At 37.7% G+C, this 17,403-nt stretch carries 13 protein-coding genes and 1 tRNA gene; all 14 read right to left on the bottom strand.

Features of this window, described 5'->3' with window-relative positions; all coding sequences use genetic code 11:
- Positions 1-309: 309 nt before the first annotated feature.
- Positions 310-666, bottom strand: a complete 357-nt coding sequence (gene yajC / locus FFX44_RS03960; RefSeq protein ID WP_289978116.1) for a preprotein translocase subunit YajC — start codon at positions 664-666, stop codon at positions 310-312.
- An 80-nt stretch (positions 667-746) separates the two neighbouring features.
- Positions 747-1,892: a tRNA guanosine(34) transglycosylase Tgt gene (gene tgt, locus FFX44_RS03955; protein ID WP_289978114.1), complete on the bottom strand. Its 1,146-nt coding sequence runs from the start codon at positions 1,890-1,892 to the stop codon at positions 747-749.
- Positions 1,893-1,921: 29 nt separating this feature from the next.
- A complete protein-coding gene (queA, locus tag FFX44_RS03950) occupies positions 1,922-2,965 on the bottom strand; it encodes a tRNA preQ1(34) S-adenosylmethionine ribosyltransferase-isomerase QueA (RefSeq protein WP_289978113.1) in 1,044 nt (347 codons plus the stop codon).
- Between the two features lie 14 nt (positions 2,966-2,979).
- Positions 2,980-3,993 (bottom strand): Holliday junction branch migration DNA helicase RuvB, encoded by a 1,014-nt coding sequence (gene ruvB, locus FFX44_RS03945; protein ID WP_289978111.1) that lies wholly within the window; start codon positions 3,991-3,993, stop codon positions 2,980-2,982.
- Between the two features lie 24 nt (positions 3,994-4,017).
- Positions 4,018-4,632: a Holliday junction branch migration protein RuvA gene (gene ruvA, locus FFX44_RS03940; RefSeq protein ID WP_289978109.1), complete on the bottom strand. Its 615-nt coding sequence runs from the start codon at positions 4,630-4,632 to the stop codon at positions 4,018-4,020.
- 17 nt (positions 4,633-4,649) lie between these two features.
- Positions 4,650-6,617 (bottom strand): DNA mismatch repair endonuclease MutL, encoded by a 1,968-nt coding sequence (mutL, locus tag FFX44_RS03935; protein ID WP_289978106.1) that lies wholly within the window; start codon positions 6,615-6,617, stop codon positions 4,650-4,652.
- A 28-nt stretch (positions 6,618-6,645) separates the two neighbouring features.
- Positions 6,646-9,270, bottom strand: a complete 2,625-nt coding sequence (gene mutS, locus FFX44_RS03930) for a DNA mismatch repair protein MutS (RefSeq protein ID WP_289978102.1) — start codon at positions 9,268-9,270, stop codon at positions 6,646-6,648.
- A 23-nt stretch (positions 9,271-9,293) separates the two neighbouring features.
- Positions 9,294-10,091, bottom strand: a complete 798-nt coding sequence (locus tag FFX44_RS03925) for a TIGR00282 family metallophosphoesterase (RefSeq protein ID WP_289978100.1) — start codon at positions 10,089-10,091, stop codon at positions 9,294-9,296.
- 403 nt (positions 10,092-10,494) lie between these two features.
- Positions 10,495-12,060, bottom strand: a complete 1,566-nt coding sequence (gene rny / locus FFX44_RS03920) for a ribonuclease Y (RefSeq protein WP_289978097.1) — start codon at positions 12,058-12,060, stop codon at positions 10,495-10,497.
- 316 nt (positions 12,061-12,376) lie between these two features.
- Positions 12,377-14,071, bottom strand: a complete 1,695-nt coding sequence (argS, locus tag FFX44_RS03915; RefSeq protein ID WP_289978095.1) for an arginine--tRNA ligase — start codon at positions 14,069-14,071, stop codon at positions 12,377-12,379.
- A gap of 233 nt (positions 14,072-14,304) precedes the next feature.
- A tRNA-Gly gene (locus FFX44_RS03910) sits at positions 14,305-14,375 on the bottom strand.
- Positions 14,376-14,418: 43 nt separating this feature from the next.
- Positions 14,419-14,631 carry a DUF2187 domain-containing protein gene (locus FFX44_RS03905; protein ID WP_289978094.1) on the bottom strand — a complete coding sequence of 71 codons (213 nt, stop codon included), beginning with the start codon at positions 14,629-14,631 and terminating at the stop codon, positions 14,419-14,421.
- Positions 14,632-14,731: 100 nt separating this feature from the next.
- A complete protein-coding gene (locus FFX44_RS03900; RefSeq protein ID WP_289978091.1) occupies positions 14,732-16,090 on the bottom strand; it encodes an MATE family efflux transporter in 1,359 nt (452 codons plus the stop codon).
- Positions 16,091-16,491: 401 nt separating this feature from the next.
- The gene (locus FFX44_RS03895) at positions 16,492-17,382 is read right to left on the bottom strand and encodes a LysR family transcriptional regulator (RefSeq protein WP_289978090.1); all 891 of its coding nucleotides are present in this window, start codon (positions 17,380-17,382) and stop codon (positions 16,492-16,494) included.
- Positions 17,383-17,403 lie beyond the last annotated feature (21 nt).

Here is a 17,403-nt window from a genome sequence, read left to right as displayed (position 1 = left end):
TGATAAATTAACTTTTATGTTATGGTATCATAATTTTTATAATAGAAAAATGCAAACTATTTTTTTATTTGTCCTCTTCTTTCAAGCTATCTCCCTTTCAATTCTAATCCAAAATTAATAATTAAAAATAAACTTTTCTCAGATAATCAAACATCCTGAAAAAATATTCTCAGTCCCATAATGAAAAAACGAGGCCACCACAAAACAATTGTTCTGCGGCAACCCCCATATAACAGATAAGCATACTTCTTTCGTTAACATTCTGTAACCTAATCGAGTTAGACCTGGTCAGGACTGGTCAAAAGTTAATTACTTTGTTTCATCTTCAGAATTATTTTCTGTTTTTTCTATCGTCTTTGGCTTTTCAACAACTGTTGTTTCCTTGGTAGTCGCAGCTTCTCCAGCTGGAATGACACGTCCAATAGCTGTTCGGTCAAATGTCAGAAAAATGCCTTCACAATCAAGTGTCACTGTCTGATCAGCATCATTAATACTGTCAACAACACCATGTAAACGCCCAATTGTAGTTACCTGATCACCTTTTTTTAACTGGTTCATCATTTCTTTACGCTTTTGCTGTTGCTTCTTTTGTGGACGGATCATCATGAAATACATCAAAGCCATGATTGCAACAAACATTATAACTGTTGATAAAGTACTGTTCATTTTATATTCACTCCTATTAGTATTACTAAGCTTAACTTTAGCAAAGATTTGTGTTAGTTGCTAGTATTTTTGTAAAAAAATTAAAAATTGCGTGCATTTTTTTCATTAAACCCATATTCTTCAAAGAAAGCTTCCCTAAACTCTAGTAGATTGTCATCCAAAATTGCCTGGCGCACCTTCTTCATTAAGTTCAACAAGAAATAAAGATTGTGATAACTTGCTAAACGTAAGCCAAAGATTTCATCTGCTTTTATCAAATGACGAATATAGGCTCTTGTAAAATTGCGACACGTATAGCAAGCACAATTCTCATCAAGGGGCCTAAAATCGCGTGCATATACAGCATTTTTTACCACTAAGCGTCCATGTGAAGTCATACAAGTTCCATTACGTGCAATACGCGTCGGTAAGACACAGTCAAACATATCGACCCCACGGATTACCCCATCAATCAGCGCATCCGCAGATCCTACTCCCATTAGATAACGTGGCTTATTTTCTGGAAGAAGCGGTGTCGTGAAATCTAGGACATGGTTCATCTCTGCCTTGCTTTCGCCAACAGAAAGACCTCCAATTGAATAACCGGGGAAATCCAATGAAACTAATTGTCTCGCACTCAACTCACGTAACTCTTGATGCCCTCCACCTTGAACAATGCCAAACAATCCCTGACGTTCAGGATGTAAATGAGCATTTAAGCCACGTTCCGCCCAACGACTTGTCCGTTCAACCGATTTTTTAATATACTCATAGCTCTCAAAAAAAGGAGGGCACTCATCAAAACTCATCATGATATCCGATCCGAGTGCATTTTGAATATGGATTGCTTTTTCGGGAGACAAGAACAGGTTCTCCCCACTTAGATGACTCTTAAAGTGTACCCCTTGTTCAGTAATATCACGCATCTTTGCAAGTGAAAAGACTTGGAATCCACCTGAATCCGTCAAAATTCCTTTTTTCCAATTCATAAATTGGTGCAAGCCGCCTGCTTCTTCTACAATATCTTCTCCAGGTCTTAGCCAAAGATGATATGTATTAGAAAGGATTATGTTAGCCCCCATCTTATCAAGTTCCTCAGGAGCTAAGGATTTCACAGATGCTTGCGTTCCAACAGGCATGAACATCGGTGTAGGAAAGGTCCCATGAGGTGTAATGATTTCCCCTAAACGCGCCCCAGTGTGCTTTTCTTTTTTGATTAAACGATATTTTATCGCCGGTTCAGTCATTTGAATTCTCCATTTCTAAAAACAATTAATTATTTAATAAACATTGCATCTCCAAAGCTAAAGAAACGATACTTTTCATCGACAGCATGCTTATATGCATTCAAGATGTTCTCTCGCCCAGTAAATGCAGAAACAAGCATTACAAGTGTTGATTTGGGTAGATGGAAATTCGTGATGAATGCTTGAACCACTTTCCATTCGTAGCCGGGTTTAATGAAAATATCTGTCCACCCACTATCAGGCTTAATTTCTCCACCAAATTTGGAACCAATTGTCTCAAGCGTTCTGATAGAAGTCGTCCCTGTTGCAACAATCTTACCACCATTTTTACGAACATCATTCAGTACTTTTGCAGCATCTGCATTCAAACGATAGAATTCACTGTGCATTTTATGATCTTCAATATTATCAACGCTAACCGGTCTAAACGTCCCTAGGCCTACATGTAATGTCAAATAAACTAAGTGAATTCCCTTGTCTTCAATTTTTTGTAGCAATTCCTTTGTAAAGTGCAATCCAGCAGTTGGAGCCGCAGCTGAACCAACTTCTCGTGAATAAACTGTTTGATACATTTCAGGATCATCCAATTTTTCCTTAATGTAAGGCGGCAATGGCATTTCACCCAATTTGTCTAAAATCTCCATGAAAATACCAGCATACTCAAAGCGAATCATACGTCCACCATGTTCCAGTTCTTGTGTGACTACTGCACTGAGCTGCCCATCACCAAAGTTAATTCTAGTACCAACTTTTGCTCTTTTTGCAGGTTTAACCAGTGTTTCCCAGTTGTCTCCTTCTGTATTATTAAGTAATAGTACCTCCAGATGGCCTTCTGTATCCGGCTTTGTACCATAAATACGGGCAGGCATAACTCGTGAATCATTCATTACAAGTGCATCTCCAGAATTTAATTGATCAATCACATTATAGAAGATATCATCCTTATACTCACCCGATTTACTATCCAAAATCAGCATTCTAGAATGATCACGTTCTTTCAATGGAGTTTGTGCAATCAATTCTTGTGGTAAATCATAATCAAAATCCTCTGTTGTTAGATGTTTCTCTGACAAAATAGCCACCCTTTTCAATAATTATTTTTCCCTATTGCAATTCCAAGATGTTCATATGCTGCTGTTGTGACAACCCGTCCTCTCGGAGTACGCTTGATAAAACCGATTTGAAGAAGATAAGGTTCTATCATATCGATAATTGTCTCAACATCCTCTCCAACATTTGCTGCGATTGTATTTACCCCTACTGGACCACCGCCATAAAAACTAATCATCATCTTCAATATCTTACGGTCCGTGGCATCAAGCCCCTTATTATCTACACGCAACTGGTCCAATGAAGAACTAACAATTCCTTCTTCAATAACTCTCTTTTTTGCTACCTGTGCAAAATCCCGGACACGTTTTAGCAATCGATTAGCAATTCGTGGTGTTCCACGTGAACGTAATGCAATCTTCTTTGCACCTTCAGGAGTAATCTTTGAATCAAATATTCCAGCAGAACGAACAACAATCTGTGCAAGTTCCGCTTCAGAGTAATAATTCATGCGTGCAATTATCCCGAAACGATCTCTCAATGGTGCTGAGAGCAGCCCTGCACGAGTCGTTGCTCCAATCAATGTAAAAGGCGGTAATGTAAAGTGAACCGGATGTGCGGTCGGTCCTTGCCCTATCACAATATCTACAAAATAGTCTTCCATCGCTGAATACAGAACTTCTTCAACCACTCTTGGGAGTCGATGAATCTCATCAATAAATAATACATCACCAGCTTCAAGTTCATTCAAAAGTGCGACCAGATCACCGGGACGTTCGATTGCTGGGCCGCTCGTTGTTTTAATCTGTACCTGCATCTCGTTAGCAATCGCCATTGCGAGTGTAGTTTTACCAAGTCCCGGAGGACCATATAAAAGCACGTGATCAAGTGCTTCCTCTCTAGCTTTAGCTGCTTCAATATACACAGCCAATTCATTTTTTAAGTTCTGCTGCCCTATATATTGTGCAAAGAAACGTGGTCGCAAAGATAATTCATTCTCATCGTCTTCAAATTGCGAATCCCCCGAAACAACACGATCTTTCTCAACCATTACAAGTCCTCCTTTCTTCTAAATTTAGTTATGCATCAGCAATTTAAGTGCTGCTCGCAAATAATCGTCAGTCGAAGCAGCATCCACCTGCTTTAATTGTTTTGTTATCTTTCTAGTTTCTGTCTTAGTATACCCTAATGCATCAAGGGCTGCGAGTGCTTCAGCAAGATTATTGTTAGGGATACCTGCAACCTCTAAGTCTAAACTCTGTTGTCCCTCCAAGTTGCTTTGTTCACTAAGATCATCCAATTTTCCCTTTAAATCTAATACGATTTGTTGTGCGGTCTTCTTACCTACACCAGGAAATTTAGTCAAGTAGACAACATTTTCGCCATTAATTGCTTCAACTAACCCTAAATGATTGTCGCTGGCCAAGATAGCTAATGCACTTTTTGGACCAATTCCAGAAACATTTAATAACTTCAAAAAGAGGTTCTTCTCAGAAAGATCCCAAAAGCCATACAAGGTAATTGCGTTTTCACGCACAGCTTGATAAATATATACCCTTTTTTGTTTTTTTAAATCAACATGGTACCTGAATGGATTTGCAACATAGACTTGGAAGCCAATACCTTGAATTTCAATAACGATATAATAAGGTGTAACGTTTGTAATTGATCCAGCAAAATATTCGTACATGCTTAATATTCCCTTCTTTAATCCAGCGCACGCTGACTCTGATGCGAATCTTGAATTCGCTTAAACATATGTTCCATATCTGAATTGCTGAAGTGTACCAATACTGGCCGTCCGTGGGGACAATTAAATGGATTCTCGCAGCTCTTCAATTCTTCTAACAATGCTTTCGCCTGCAAGTTATCCAAATGATGATTTGCCTTTATTGACCTTTTACAACTCATCATGATAGCCGTTTTTTCGCGATAAGTCGCAATATCAATCCTACCGTCTTTCAAGATATAATCAATTAATTCACGCAAAATTGATTCTTCCTGTCCTGCTTTAAACCAAGTGGGATGTTGATGAACAATGTAACTATTTCTGCCAAATTCTTCAAGGTTGATTCCAATCGCCGCGAGCTTGTCAAGGCTTTGATTTATCAACAAAATATCGCTTGTAGAATAATCCAGCACAATTGGAACTAGCAAACTTTGCTGGCTGGTTCCAACTTCACCAATCTTTTTGCGGTAAAATTCATATTTACAGCGTTCCTGTGCCGCATGCTGATCAACAATATATAAACCGTCATCACTTTGTGCAAAGAGATATGTCCCGTGCATCTGTCCAATATATACTAAGTCTGGAAATCTCTTTTTGTCTTTTGCCTCTGTTAATTCAATTTCTTTTACCGGAGTTTCAGCATTATTTTGACTTGCACTGCGTTCAATCCCGTACTTTTTATCCCATTCAACTAAATTAGTTGCTAAGTCAGTTTTCTTTTCAACTACAAAAACATCAGGGACAATGTCCTTACTTTCTTTCTTACCCGGTTGTACGTTCTTGCTTATTTCCACAACCGGCTCTCCATCAATGAATTCTTCTGTTTTTTGCGAGTATCCAGCTTTTCCATTTTTTGTTTGGTAGAATCTAGAGGACTCATTCAAATCAATCTCTAATTGTTTTAAATTAACCGTGGATTTCTCTTTTTTTTCAAGGTTTTTTAACGCATTGGGAATTAGGTTCTCTGGCGCAATTCTTTGTGCAATACTTGTTCGTATAAGTGCCCCAAGCTGTTCTTCCTTGCTAATTCTGACTTCTTGCTTTGTAGGATGAACATTGACATCAATCAAAAGTGGGTCCAAGAAAATTGCGAGGACAGCAAATGGATAGCGACCAACCATCAGCTTAGATCCATATCCCTTAATAATCGCATTTGTTAGTTGATAATTTCTAATATACCTACCATTAATCAGGATACTAATATAATTCTTAGATGCTCTCGTTAATTCAGGCAAAGATACAAACCCACTAATCTTAAAATCAAGATCTTCATTCGAAAAAGCCAGCATCTTCCTAGCATTATTAACACCATAGATTGCGCTAATTGTCTGTTGTAAGTTCCCATTACCAGCAGTCTGCAACAAAACTTTACCATTGCTTGAAAATGAAAAAGCTATATTCGTGTTGCTTACCACCAAACGATTCATGATGTCACTGATTGCAGCTAATTCAGTTTGAATACTTTTAAGATATTTCAACCTGGCAGGTGTATTAAAAAAAAGGTCAGCTACAGTGATCGTTGTTCCTTGCGAGCGTGATACCATCTTCTTTTCAAGAATCTGACCACCCTTAATCTTAATAGCTGTACCAGCAGCATCTTTAGTAGTTGTTTCCAACTCAACTTCTGCTACTGATGCAATACTTGGAAGGGCCTCTCCTCTAAAACCAAGTGTTCTGATTTTGAATAAATCCTTTTTCGTCAAGATTTTACTAGTCGAATGCCTTTTAAAAGCGAGTTCCACATCGCTATCTACAATCCCGTCTCCATTATCAATAACTTGAATCTTAGTTAATCCTCCTTCTTCCACTAAAACATCAATCTGTGAACTGTGAGCATCAATTGCATTCTCAACTAGTTCTTTGACAACAGAAGCTGGGCGCTCAACAACCTCGCCCGCTGCAATCTGATCAGCCAATATATCTGTTAATTCATGGATTTTCCCCAAGATAGGCACCTCCAATCTAACCTTCTAGTTACTTCCTTAATTCCTTTTGCCATTCATACAATTTATTAAATGCTTCAAGTGGAGTCAGTGACATTAAGTCTGCATCTTTGATTTTATGCATAATTTTCTCTTTTTTATTTGCTAACTTCTTTTCTGGGGGACCAAATAAGGAAAGCTGTTCCTCTTCAACTATCTCCGAATCGGGTTGAACTTTTTCTTTCTGTTCTGCTCGGATAACATCTAAGCTGGTCGTTGCCTTGGGAGCATCTTTTCCATCCCTCTCGAGTGCAGTAAGAATTTCAGTGGCACGCTCTAGCAGCTCAGTTGGCATTCCTGCTAACTTTGCAACATGAATACCATATGATTTATCGGCTGGACCTGCCTGCATTTTATGCAGAAATATCAAATCACCATTTTTTTCAACTGCCCCAACATGAATGTTCTCCAATTCAGACAGTGTTGCCGCCAAGCCTGTAAGTTCATGATAATGTGTAGAAAACAGTGTCTTAGCATGGACATGATTGTGCACGTACTCAATAATTGCCTGTGCGAGTGCCATTCCGTCATAGGTTGCAGTTCCTCTACCAATCTCATCAAATAAGATAAGCGAATTTTTCGTGGCATGTGCAAGTGCCTGATTGGCTTCTTTCATCTCTACCATGAATGTCGATTGACCAGCAATCAAGTCGTCAGCTGCCCCAATTCTTGTAAAAATCTGATCAAAAAGCGGTAATTTTGCAGAACTAGCTGGTACAAAACAACCAATTTGGGCCATAACTACTGTTAACGCAAGCTGTCTCATGTAAGTGCTTTTACCCGACATATTTGGCCCAGTAATCAATAAAACACTCAAGTCCTTAGGCATTACTACATCATTAGGAACATAACTTTGTTTACCCATAACTTCCTGTACAACCGGATGCCAGCCATCCGTAACTTCAATATCATTACCATTTTCAATTAACTTTGGCATAACAAAATGCTGTCGCTCACTAACTACAGCGAAGCCCTGTACAACATCTAATGCAGCGATTGCCTTTGCAAGTCTTTGCAGACGTTTAATCTGATCTTTAATTCGTTCGCGAATATCAACAAATAGCCGATACTCCAAGTCAGTGGCCTTCCCCTGTGCACCAAGAATCAATTCTTCTTTTTCTTTCAGTTCTGGTGTAATAAATCTTTCGGCATTTGTCAGTGTTTGTTTGCGCTGATACCTCTCTTCTGGCAACTTAGCTAGGTTGGCTTTTGAGACTTCAATAAAATACCCGAAAACCCTGTTAAATCCAATCTTAAGTGTTGATATTCCAGTTGCATTCCGCTCCTCTTTTTGCATTTGTGCTAACCATTGCTTGCCATTTTTCATAGCATCAGTATAGCCATCAAGTTCGGAATTATATCCTTCTTTAATCAGGCCACCATCTGTAACTGATAACGGCGGCTCATCAACAACTGCTTGCTCAATCAAATCAACTACATCTTCCACTGGGTCTAGTTCTTCAATAATTGGTGTCAATGAATTATCATTGATCGTCTCTAAGACGTATTTAATCTTAGGTACTTGTTGCAAAGACTGCTTTAACTGAATCAAATCACGCCCGTTAACACTGCCAAAAGCTACCCTGCCAGCAAGCCGTTCTAAATCATATACTTGAGTCAAATCTTCTTGCAATGCACTGCGTTCAAAATAATGATCCAGCAGTAACTTGACCATCTTGTAACGTCTTGTAATTTTATCTTTTTCCAATAATGGTCGATCAATCCATTGTTTTAATAATCTACCGCCCATCGCAGTCCTAGTCTCATCAAGCAGCCATAATAATGTTCCTGCCTTTTTTCCAGTACGGCTGTTCTCAAGTAGCTCCAGATTTCGCTTTGAATAATGATCCATTTTAAGAAAATATCTTGGTTCGTAATGAATTGCGCGTTGCAAGTGTCCTAAACTGCGCTTTTGCGTAGTACTCAAATAACTGATTAAATATCGGACCGTATCAATTTCTAGTGTATCCTTCAAATCTTGAATCGCATAATTAAATTCAGCATTTTCAGTAGTCTCATTTTGTCGTGAAATCAAAATTTTTAATGGCGCTAAATCTTCCAAAGTCGCCGTTGTTACTGTCTGATTCACAACCAGTTCCTTGGTTTGCAAACTAATTAATTCGTTAGTTACCTGTTCAAGTGAGCTTAAAGTTGCAGATTTTAGTTCACCCGTGGATAAATCAGTATATGCAAAACCATATAGCTTTCCTTCTTGATGAAGTGCAGTCAAATAATTATTTTTTTTTGCTTCATTCACTGAATTATCAATCATTGTTCCTGGTGTAACCAGCTGAATTACTTCACGTTTTACCATTCCCTGTGCAAGCTTAGGATCTTCCATCTGCTCACAAATTGCAACTTTATAACCTTGTTCAACTAAAATATCAATATAGTTCTGTGCTGCATGATGAGGAACACCACACATTGGAATTTTATCAGCAGCATTTTTGTTACGGGTGGTCAAGGTTAGTTCTAATAATTGTGAACCCTTGATTGCATCATCATAAAACATTTCATAAAAATCACCCAACCGGTAAAACAAAAAAGCATCAGAATATTGTTCCTTAATCTTTAAATATTGCTCCATCATCGGGGTATTCTTTGTTTTCTGTGGCATCCCTTAGCCTCCTTTACTCCTTTTTAATCCTCAAAAGGATGATCTGCATTAATTTGAATAGCTTGAATCTTCTTCGCAGTCCCATCATCCTTTAAATCAATTATACATCCTGATAGACTTTGTCTTCCGTCTTCATCAACTTCAAATCTTGTTGGCATTTGATTAAGGAATCTTTCAATTACATTTTCACGTCGCATTCCAATAATACCGTCGTAAGGTCCTGTCATTCCAACATCAGCCAAAAATGCCGTCCCTTGCGGTAAAACTCGTGCATCATTTGTTTGGACATGTGTATGTGTCCCAACAACGGCAGAAATCTGACCATCAAAAAACCAGGCAAAGGCCTGCTTTTCACTTGTTGTTTCAGCATGAAAATCAACAAAAATAAAATCTGTTTCTTTTTTTATTTCAGTAATTAATGCTGTTGCAACAGCAAAAGGATCGTCAGACGGGGTCATAAAAACTCTTCCCTGCATATTAATTACAGCGAGCTTTTGTTGGTTTATTTGCATTATCGTATGGCCAACACCTGGCACCTTGCCTGCAGGTAGATTAGCAGGCCGAACCATTTTTTTTGCACTGCCTATAAATTCATTTATTTCTGGATTATCCCAGACATGATTACCCATTGTAATAACATCTGCTCCTAAGCTTAGAATCTTTTTGTAGACTTTTTCATTAATTCCTCTTCCTCTTGTTGCATTTTCTGCGTTAACGATCGTTGCTTGTGGGTGAAATTTTCTTTTTAATTTAGGAAGATATTCTTCAATCATATTCTGACCAGAATTCCCCATAACATCACCAATGAACAAAATTCGCATTTTTTTCCTCTTTTCTACAAAACTCATAATCTTAATTCTAGCATTTTTCTTGAATTGTTGTGCACCTTGATGTGCTTTTTTACTAATTTTATTTGAACAATCAAAAAAGGAACTGGGTCAAAAGTTAAATTTTGATTCAGTTCCTCTACTTATTCCGTATAAACGTGTTTCATAAGTCAAAATTCTCCGTCTAACTTCGAATTACTCATAGCAAAGTACTTGCCATGTTCGTAATTTCGAGTTAGTACTCAAATTTTCCCGACTTATGCACACTCCCAATCAAAAAAGCTGCGACAGACTTGTTACAGTGTCACAGCTTCCATATTCAATCGCATTTACAAATTCTTAAACTTTTCAAAAATTTTCTTATTACAAGATAGGACAACTACAAGAAACCATTTGCTTACTTAGCGTATTCAATCGCACGAATTTCCCTGATAACAGTAACTTTAATGTGGCCAGGATATTCCATCTCTTCCTCGATTTGGTTTTTAATATCCCGTGCCAACACTGTTGATTCCAAGTCACTAACTTCATTAGGCTTAACAATCACACGTACCTCACGTCCAGCTTGAATTGCATAACTCTTCTTAACACCAGCAAAGGCATTAGTAATTTCTTCAAGCTTTTCAAGTCTGTGGATATAACTTTCAAGCGACTCACTTCGAGCACCTGGTCTAGCTGCAGAGATTGCATCTGCAGCTGCTACCAAGACAGCAATTGTATATTTAGCCTCAACATCTCCATGATGTGAAGCAATTGTATTAATAACTGTGTCACTTTCATGGTACTTCTTAGTAAGCTCAACACCAATTTGAACATGCGAACCATCAACCTCATGATCAATTGCTTTGCCAATATCATGCAGCAAACCTGCACGCTTTGCCAAATTAACATCTTCACCCAGTTCAGCTGCCAACACACCCGTGATTTTAGCCACCTCAATCGAATGGTCAAGTACATTTTGACCGTAACTGGTCCGGAACTTCAAACGTCCAATTGTTTTAATCAAGTCAGGATGAATTGAATGTAGTCCTAATTCAAAAATGGCCTCTTCACCAACATCGCGAACCTTTGCATCCATTTCTTTGGTAGACTTCTCCACCATCTCTTCAATTCTGGCAGGATGAATCCGACCATCTTGAATCAGTTTTTCAAGCGTCAGCTTAGCGATTTCTCTTCTAATCGGATCAAATCCACTCAAAACAACAGCTTCTGGAGTATCATCAATAATCAAATCAATCCCTGTCAGTGTCTCTAACGTTCGAATGTTACGGCCTTCACGCCCAATAATGCGGCCTTTCATCTCGTCATTTGGTAATGAAACTACTGACACAGTTGTTTCTGAAACTGTATCCGCAGCACTTCTTTGAATAGCCTGTGCAATTAAAATTTTGGCAGTCCGATCAGCACTTGCCTTTGCTTCATCTTCGCTATCCTTAATCATAACTGCCATCTCATGACTTAATGCTTCTTTTGTTTCAGACATCACTATCTTATGAGCATCCTCATGTGATAATTCTGCAACTCTTTCTAATTCTAATGCTTGTTCATTAACCAATGAATCAGCTTTTGCTTGTTTCTTTTCAATTTCTTTTTGTTGCTGTTCCATGTGATTTTCTTTTTGAATCAGGCTTTGCTCGCGTTTTTCAAGTATTCCGTCTTTTCTATCAAGATTTTCCTCTCTTTGTAGTAACCGATTTTCTTGTTTTTGAACCTCTGATCTACGTTCCTTTAATTCACTTTCTATCTCGCCACGATAACGATGACTCTCATCCTTAGCTTCTAAAATAGCTTCTTTTTTTTGTGTCTCTGCCTCTTTTTCAGCATTCTTCAAGATCCCTTGCGCAGTTTGCGAAGCAATATCGAGTGTTTTCTCGTAACTCTTCTTATGAGCTACAATGCCCCCAGCAAATCCAATTCCAAAAGTTATAATAGCGATGGCGAGGATAATAATTGCAAAAATCAAACTTTCACCTCCACATCGTCAAAAAATGATTAAAAAATAAACAATCATTACTTTTTAGATGTATTTTAATTTATCCATACGTTTGTATTCTACGTTGTAAAACTATGTTATGTCAACATAAAACATGCTACTTTGTATAATACAAATGATTCTAGCCACCATATTAAAGCTGATTCATACACCAAAACAGAGCTGTGTCAAAAATTAAAATTTGATTCAGCCCCATTATTGTTTCTGTCTAAATACCTGAATAAGTCCATGTTTTTCTATCCAACATGGAAAGCAATTGGTTATTTTATAATTTAGAATACAACAATTACATTTCTTCAGGTGCCTGCACACCTAACAAACGCAGTGACTCATTTAACACTGTTGCAACGCTCTGCACTAGCGCAAGCCTTGAAAGCGTTTGTTTGTCTTCGACCAAAATTTTTGTATGTGCATAATACTTGTTGAACGCTTTTGCAAGATGCAAAGAATATTTGGCAACGACTGATGGTTCGTATTCTTCAGCAGCACGCTTAATTACAGCTGGGAATGCTGCAATTTTAGTAATAACTTCCCATGAATCTTCATCTTCTAATTGATATGTCAGCTCAGCAGTTAATTCAGGATTATCCGCTTTTCGTAAAATACTCATTGCTCTCGCGTGTGAATACTGAACATATGGCCCTGTTTCACCTTCAAAGCGCACAACTTCTTCCAAATCAAAATCAAAATTATTCATTCTTTCGTTCTTCAAGTCATGGAATATTACTGCACCAACTCCGACTTGATCCGCAACCTTTTCCTTATTATTCAAATTAGGATTTTTTGCTGCAATTTGTTTTTCAGCTAACTTGATTGCATCATCCAAAACCTCTTCCAGCAAGATAACTCTGCCTGCCCTAGTAGAAAGCTTCTTCCCGCCTTGAGTAATCAATCCAAACGGAATATGATGGATATCCTCTGACCAGCTCTCACCCATCTCGTTCAAGACAGCTTTTAATTGCTTAAAATGATTTGTCTGTTCATTCCCAACAACGTAGAGTGATTGTGCAAAATCATAAGTCCGCTTACGATAGATTGCAGCCGCCAAGTCTCTTGTAATGTACAGCGTTGCTCCATCTGTCTTTTTGATTAACGCAGGATTAAGATCATACTTCTCAAGATCAACAATTTGTGCTCCTTGACTTTCCTTCAACAAATGACGTTTTTCAAGCAACGAAACTACTTCATTCATCTTGTCATTGTAAAAAGCCTCTCCGTTGTATGAATCAAATTCAACACCTAATATGCCATAGATTTTCATGAATGACTTCAGCGACTCTTCTCGAAACCATTTCCACAAATGAACGGCTTCTTCATCGCCATCTTCTAATTTCTTAAACCACGCACGTGCTTCTTCATCTAATTCAGGATGAGCAACATCTTCTTGATGGAATCTTACATAATATTCAAGTAACTTATTGATTGGATCTGCCTTAACCTCTTCTTCACTGCCCCAAAGCTTATATGCCTCAATCAACTTACCAAATTGTGTACCCCAGTCGCCCAAGTGATTAATTTTGATTGGGTTATAATTAGTTTTTTGCAGTATCTTCGCAATTGAGTTGCCTATCACTGTAGAACGCAGATGCCCCATTGACATTGGCTTGGCGATATTAGGCGAAGACATATCAATCGGTACATTTCCCGCATTTCCAATATTCTGATTCCCATATTTCGTACCTTCCCCAATGACTTGCTGCAAAATATCTGCACTAAAATTACGCTTGTCTAAGAAGAAATTAACGTATGGCCCAACTGCTGCAATTTTTTGAAAATCAGTTTGATCAATCTGTGCTACAATCTCTGCTGCAATCGTCTGTGGTGCTTTATGCATAACTTTAGCCAATGGAAAAGCTGGAAAAGCAAAATCACCCAATTCTAAACTTTTGGGTTTTTCAAGTAATTGATAAACTTTGTCTTCTTGAATTTGACCATCTAAAACTTTAACTAATGCATCTGTAACTAATTTTTTGTAATCCATAACCTTCTCCTTTTTTGTGTATAAAAAAACTCCTACATTTGAAAAAATGTAAGAGACGAGATAAACCCGCGGTACCACTCTAATTGATTAGTAATCCACTCATTATTTAATTGTCTTCCTAGAAAATACGTTTCGTATTAGTTTCAATCCTTGGCTCACATCAACCCAAGGTTGCTTAAAAATTCACTAATCTACTGGTTTTCATAATTGGATTGTATGGCAACTGCTATAAAAGCGGGTGACGAGAATCGAACTCGCGACATCAGCTTGGGAAGCTGGAATTTTACCACTAAACTACACCCGCACAACAAACAGTAGTATAGCATAAAACACTTTCTATGTCAGTATTATTTTACAGCAACTTTTTTCATGTCTTTCAGTCTTACAATTACTCGATTATGAAAATCATTAACTGCTACTTCATCAGTAGCATCATGTTCCACAATCGCCACCATTGCTGAATTCTCATAAATTTTTTCTATTGCACCGATAAAATCATGACTCAATGTTCCAAATTTTTTGCATTTGACCTTTTCGCCAATTTCAAATTCTGTTTCCATGTGACCTACCTACCTTCATTCAATAATCTTTAGCATAATATCAAATTTGAATATGCAAATCAACAATTTAAACTGATTTTTCATGATGCTTTTAAAAAAATTACAATACTTGCTGATCTTTTTCATATTGTTTCTTTTTTAACATCTGCATTGCTTTAAAATAAGACACAATCAATACACAACAAGAACCTAACCACGCCAACGGATTAGCAAAGCATGCACCGACGTATCCAACTGTTGTTGCTAAGAAAATTGCAGCTAAGCACCTCATTAATAGCTCCATAATCCCAGCAATGGTCGGAATAATACTGCGTCCAAGACCTTGCAGTGTATATCGCAAAATAAATAATGTTGCTAAAAGCACATATAGACTGCTGTTAGCATTGAAATAAACTTGCGCTAACTGCAATACTCTTTCTTCTGAATTGCCCACAAATAAAACAACTAAGTCCCTCCCAAAAAAGATAACGAGGGCACCTGCAACAATGCTAAATAAACCAGAAACCAGTAAACACTGCTTTACACCCTTTATAATTCTGCCATACTTTCCAGCACCATAATTTTGGGCAGTAAAAGTGGCCATCGCGACCCCAAAAGACATCATTGGTTGAATTGCCACTTGATCAATCTTGCTTGCTGCCGTTGTAGCAGCTACAGCAGTTGTTCCTAAGCCATTTAAGGCAGATTGAATCATAATACCGCCAATTGCAATGATTGATGCTTGAAAGGCCATTGGCAATCCAATATAGAGATGCTGTCTAAAGTCTTTCATTGAGAAAGTTGTAAAATCTTTTTTCTTGACCTGTAGTAAAGGAATCTTTCTCATAATATAAATAATACATAATATCACTGAGAAAATTTGGGCAATCACCGTTGCATATCCTGCACCGTCAACTCCCATATGAAATACCAAAATAAAAATCAGTTCAAGAATAATGTTAACAACTGCTGCAACGATCAGAAAATAAAGTGGTGTCCGGCTATCCCCAAGTGCACGAATAACATTTGCCAATAGATTAAATGCCATAGAAGAGAAGATTCCTCCAAAAATAATTGAGATAAACAGCTGTGCATCAGCTTCAATTGCCTTTGGTGTCTGCATCAGATTTAAAATATCACCAATAAAATAAAGACTCAAAGAAGTTAAAATAACAGTTGCAATAGCGCTGATTATAATACTGATGGCAAAGCTTTGCCGAACTTTACGATAATTACCCGCACCAAAATATTGTGCTGTAATGATAGAAAGGCCAGCTGTCAATCCTTGAGCAAAACCAATTATTAAAAATTGGATACTTCCTGTTGCCCCAACAGCCGCCAATTGATTAACTCCAAGAGTTTGTCCAACAATCAGAGTATCCGAAATACTATATAATTGCTGAAAAAGATTGCCTACTAACAATGGAATGGTAAACATTAAAATAAGTTTAATTGGACTTCCTTCGGTTAGCTCCCTCATTAACTTACCCCCTTCAAAATTTATAATAGATATCACTTTATGAAATCATATTTTATCATGATAGCATATCGACTAGGGAGTGTGCCATAAGTCGGGAAAATTTGAGTACTAACTCGAAATTACGAACATAGTAAGCACTTTGCTATGAGTAATTCGAAGTTAGACGGAGAATTTTGACTTATGAGACACGTTTATACGGAATAAGTAGAGGAACTGAATCAAAATTAACTTTTGACCCCCCCCTTGTAACTAACATCCTACTTGGGATAGTAGTACAAATGTCTTACGACTTCTACTTGTGTGGTTACACCATCGGGTGGCCGACTTACACCCGTTTAATCTAAAGAATATATCCTTAGATTGTTAATTCTGTAAAGCTAGTTGGTTCATTAGTAACCCAGTTAGTCGTTTTTCTCTTGTGGATACCGTTTTGTTACATACTTTTGAATCTCATTAACAAATGCTCTCGTCGAAGGCGTTTGTTTCGTTTCAAAATGAGAAATCAAGCAGATTGTACGGTAAAAATGTTCTTTAAAAGGATAGTGATTCACGTTTCCTGATAATTTTTGCAAAGCCAGCTCGGGTAAAATGCCTAGTCCTAACCCACTCTCTACCATGGCAATAATGGAGGCATCATCAATACTGTATTGAATTGAATTAACTGAAACATCATAAGTATCTAGGGCCCTTTTTGTATCACGATCGTAATCTATTTGTTGCAAAATAAAATTTTCATTTTTAATGTTTTCTTTCGTAACTACTCCCGCTTGTGGATTAAAACTTTCTGGAGCGACACAATAAATTGGATCACGATGCAACGGCAAAACTTCTAATTTTTCCTTGATTGGCAGGGCACTAAAACCGATATCAAGCGTTCCTAACCGTACTTGTTCCGCAACCTCATTAAAATTTCCTTGTGTAACTGATAACTCAATCTCTGGATACTTCTTCTTGAAACTCTGAATAATATCTGGTAACCAGTTGATACAAACACTGCTAAATGCTCCAATTCTAATTCGTCCTTGGTTTAATCCATTGATTCGTGCTGCTTCTTCTGACAACTTTGCCTCGGAATTTAAGATATCCTGAATAACGGGTAAGACCTTTTGTCCATCTGGAGTCAGCTTTACTCCTGTTCTGTTGCGAATAAATAATGCAAATCCAAGTTCCTTTTCTAGACCTGCAATCGAATGGCTGATTGCTGAAGGTGTAACATTTAATTGCGTTGCTGCAGCAAAAAAGGTTTTGCGTTTTGCAACCTCACTGAAAACTGCATAAGAAAATGTGGACATATTTAACACCTCTATATTTTA

This window comes from Lactobacillus sp. UCMA15818 (genome assembly GCF_030400225.1).
In the GTDB taxonomy this organism is placed as follows: Bacteria; Bacillota; Bacilli; order Lactobacillales; family Lactobacillaceae; genus Liquorilactobacillus.
Note: the sequence above shows the minus strand (reverse complement) of the source record. Positions and strands in the feature narration are given on the sequence as shown.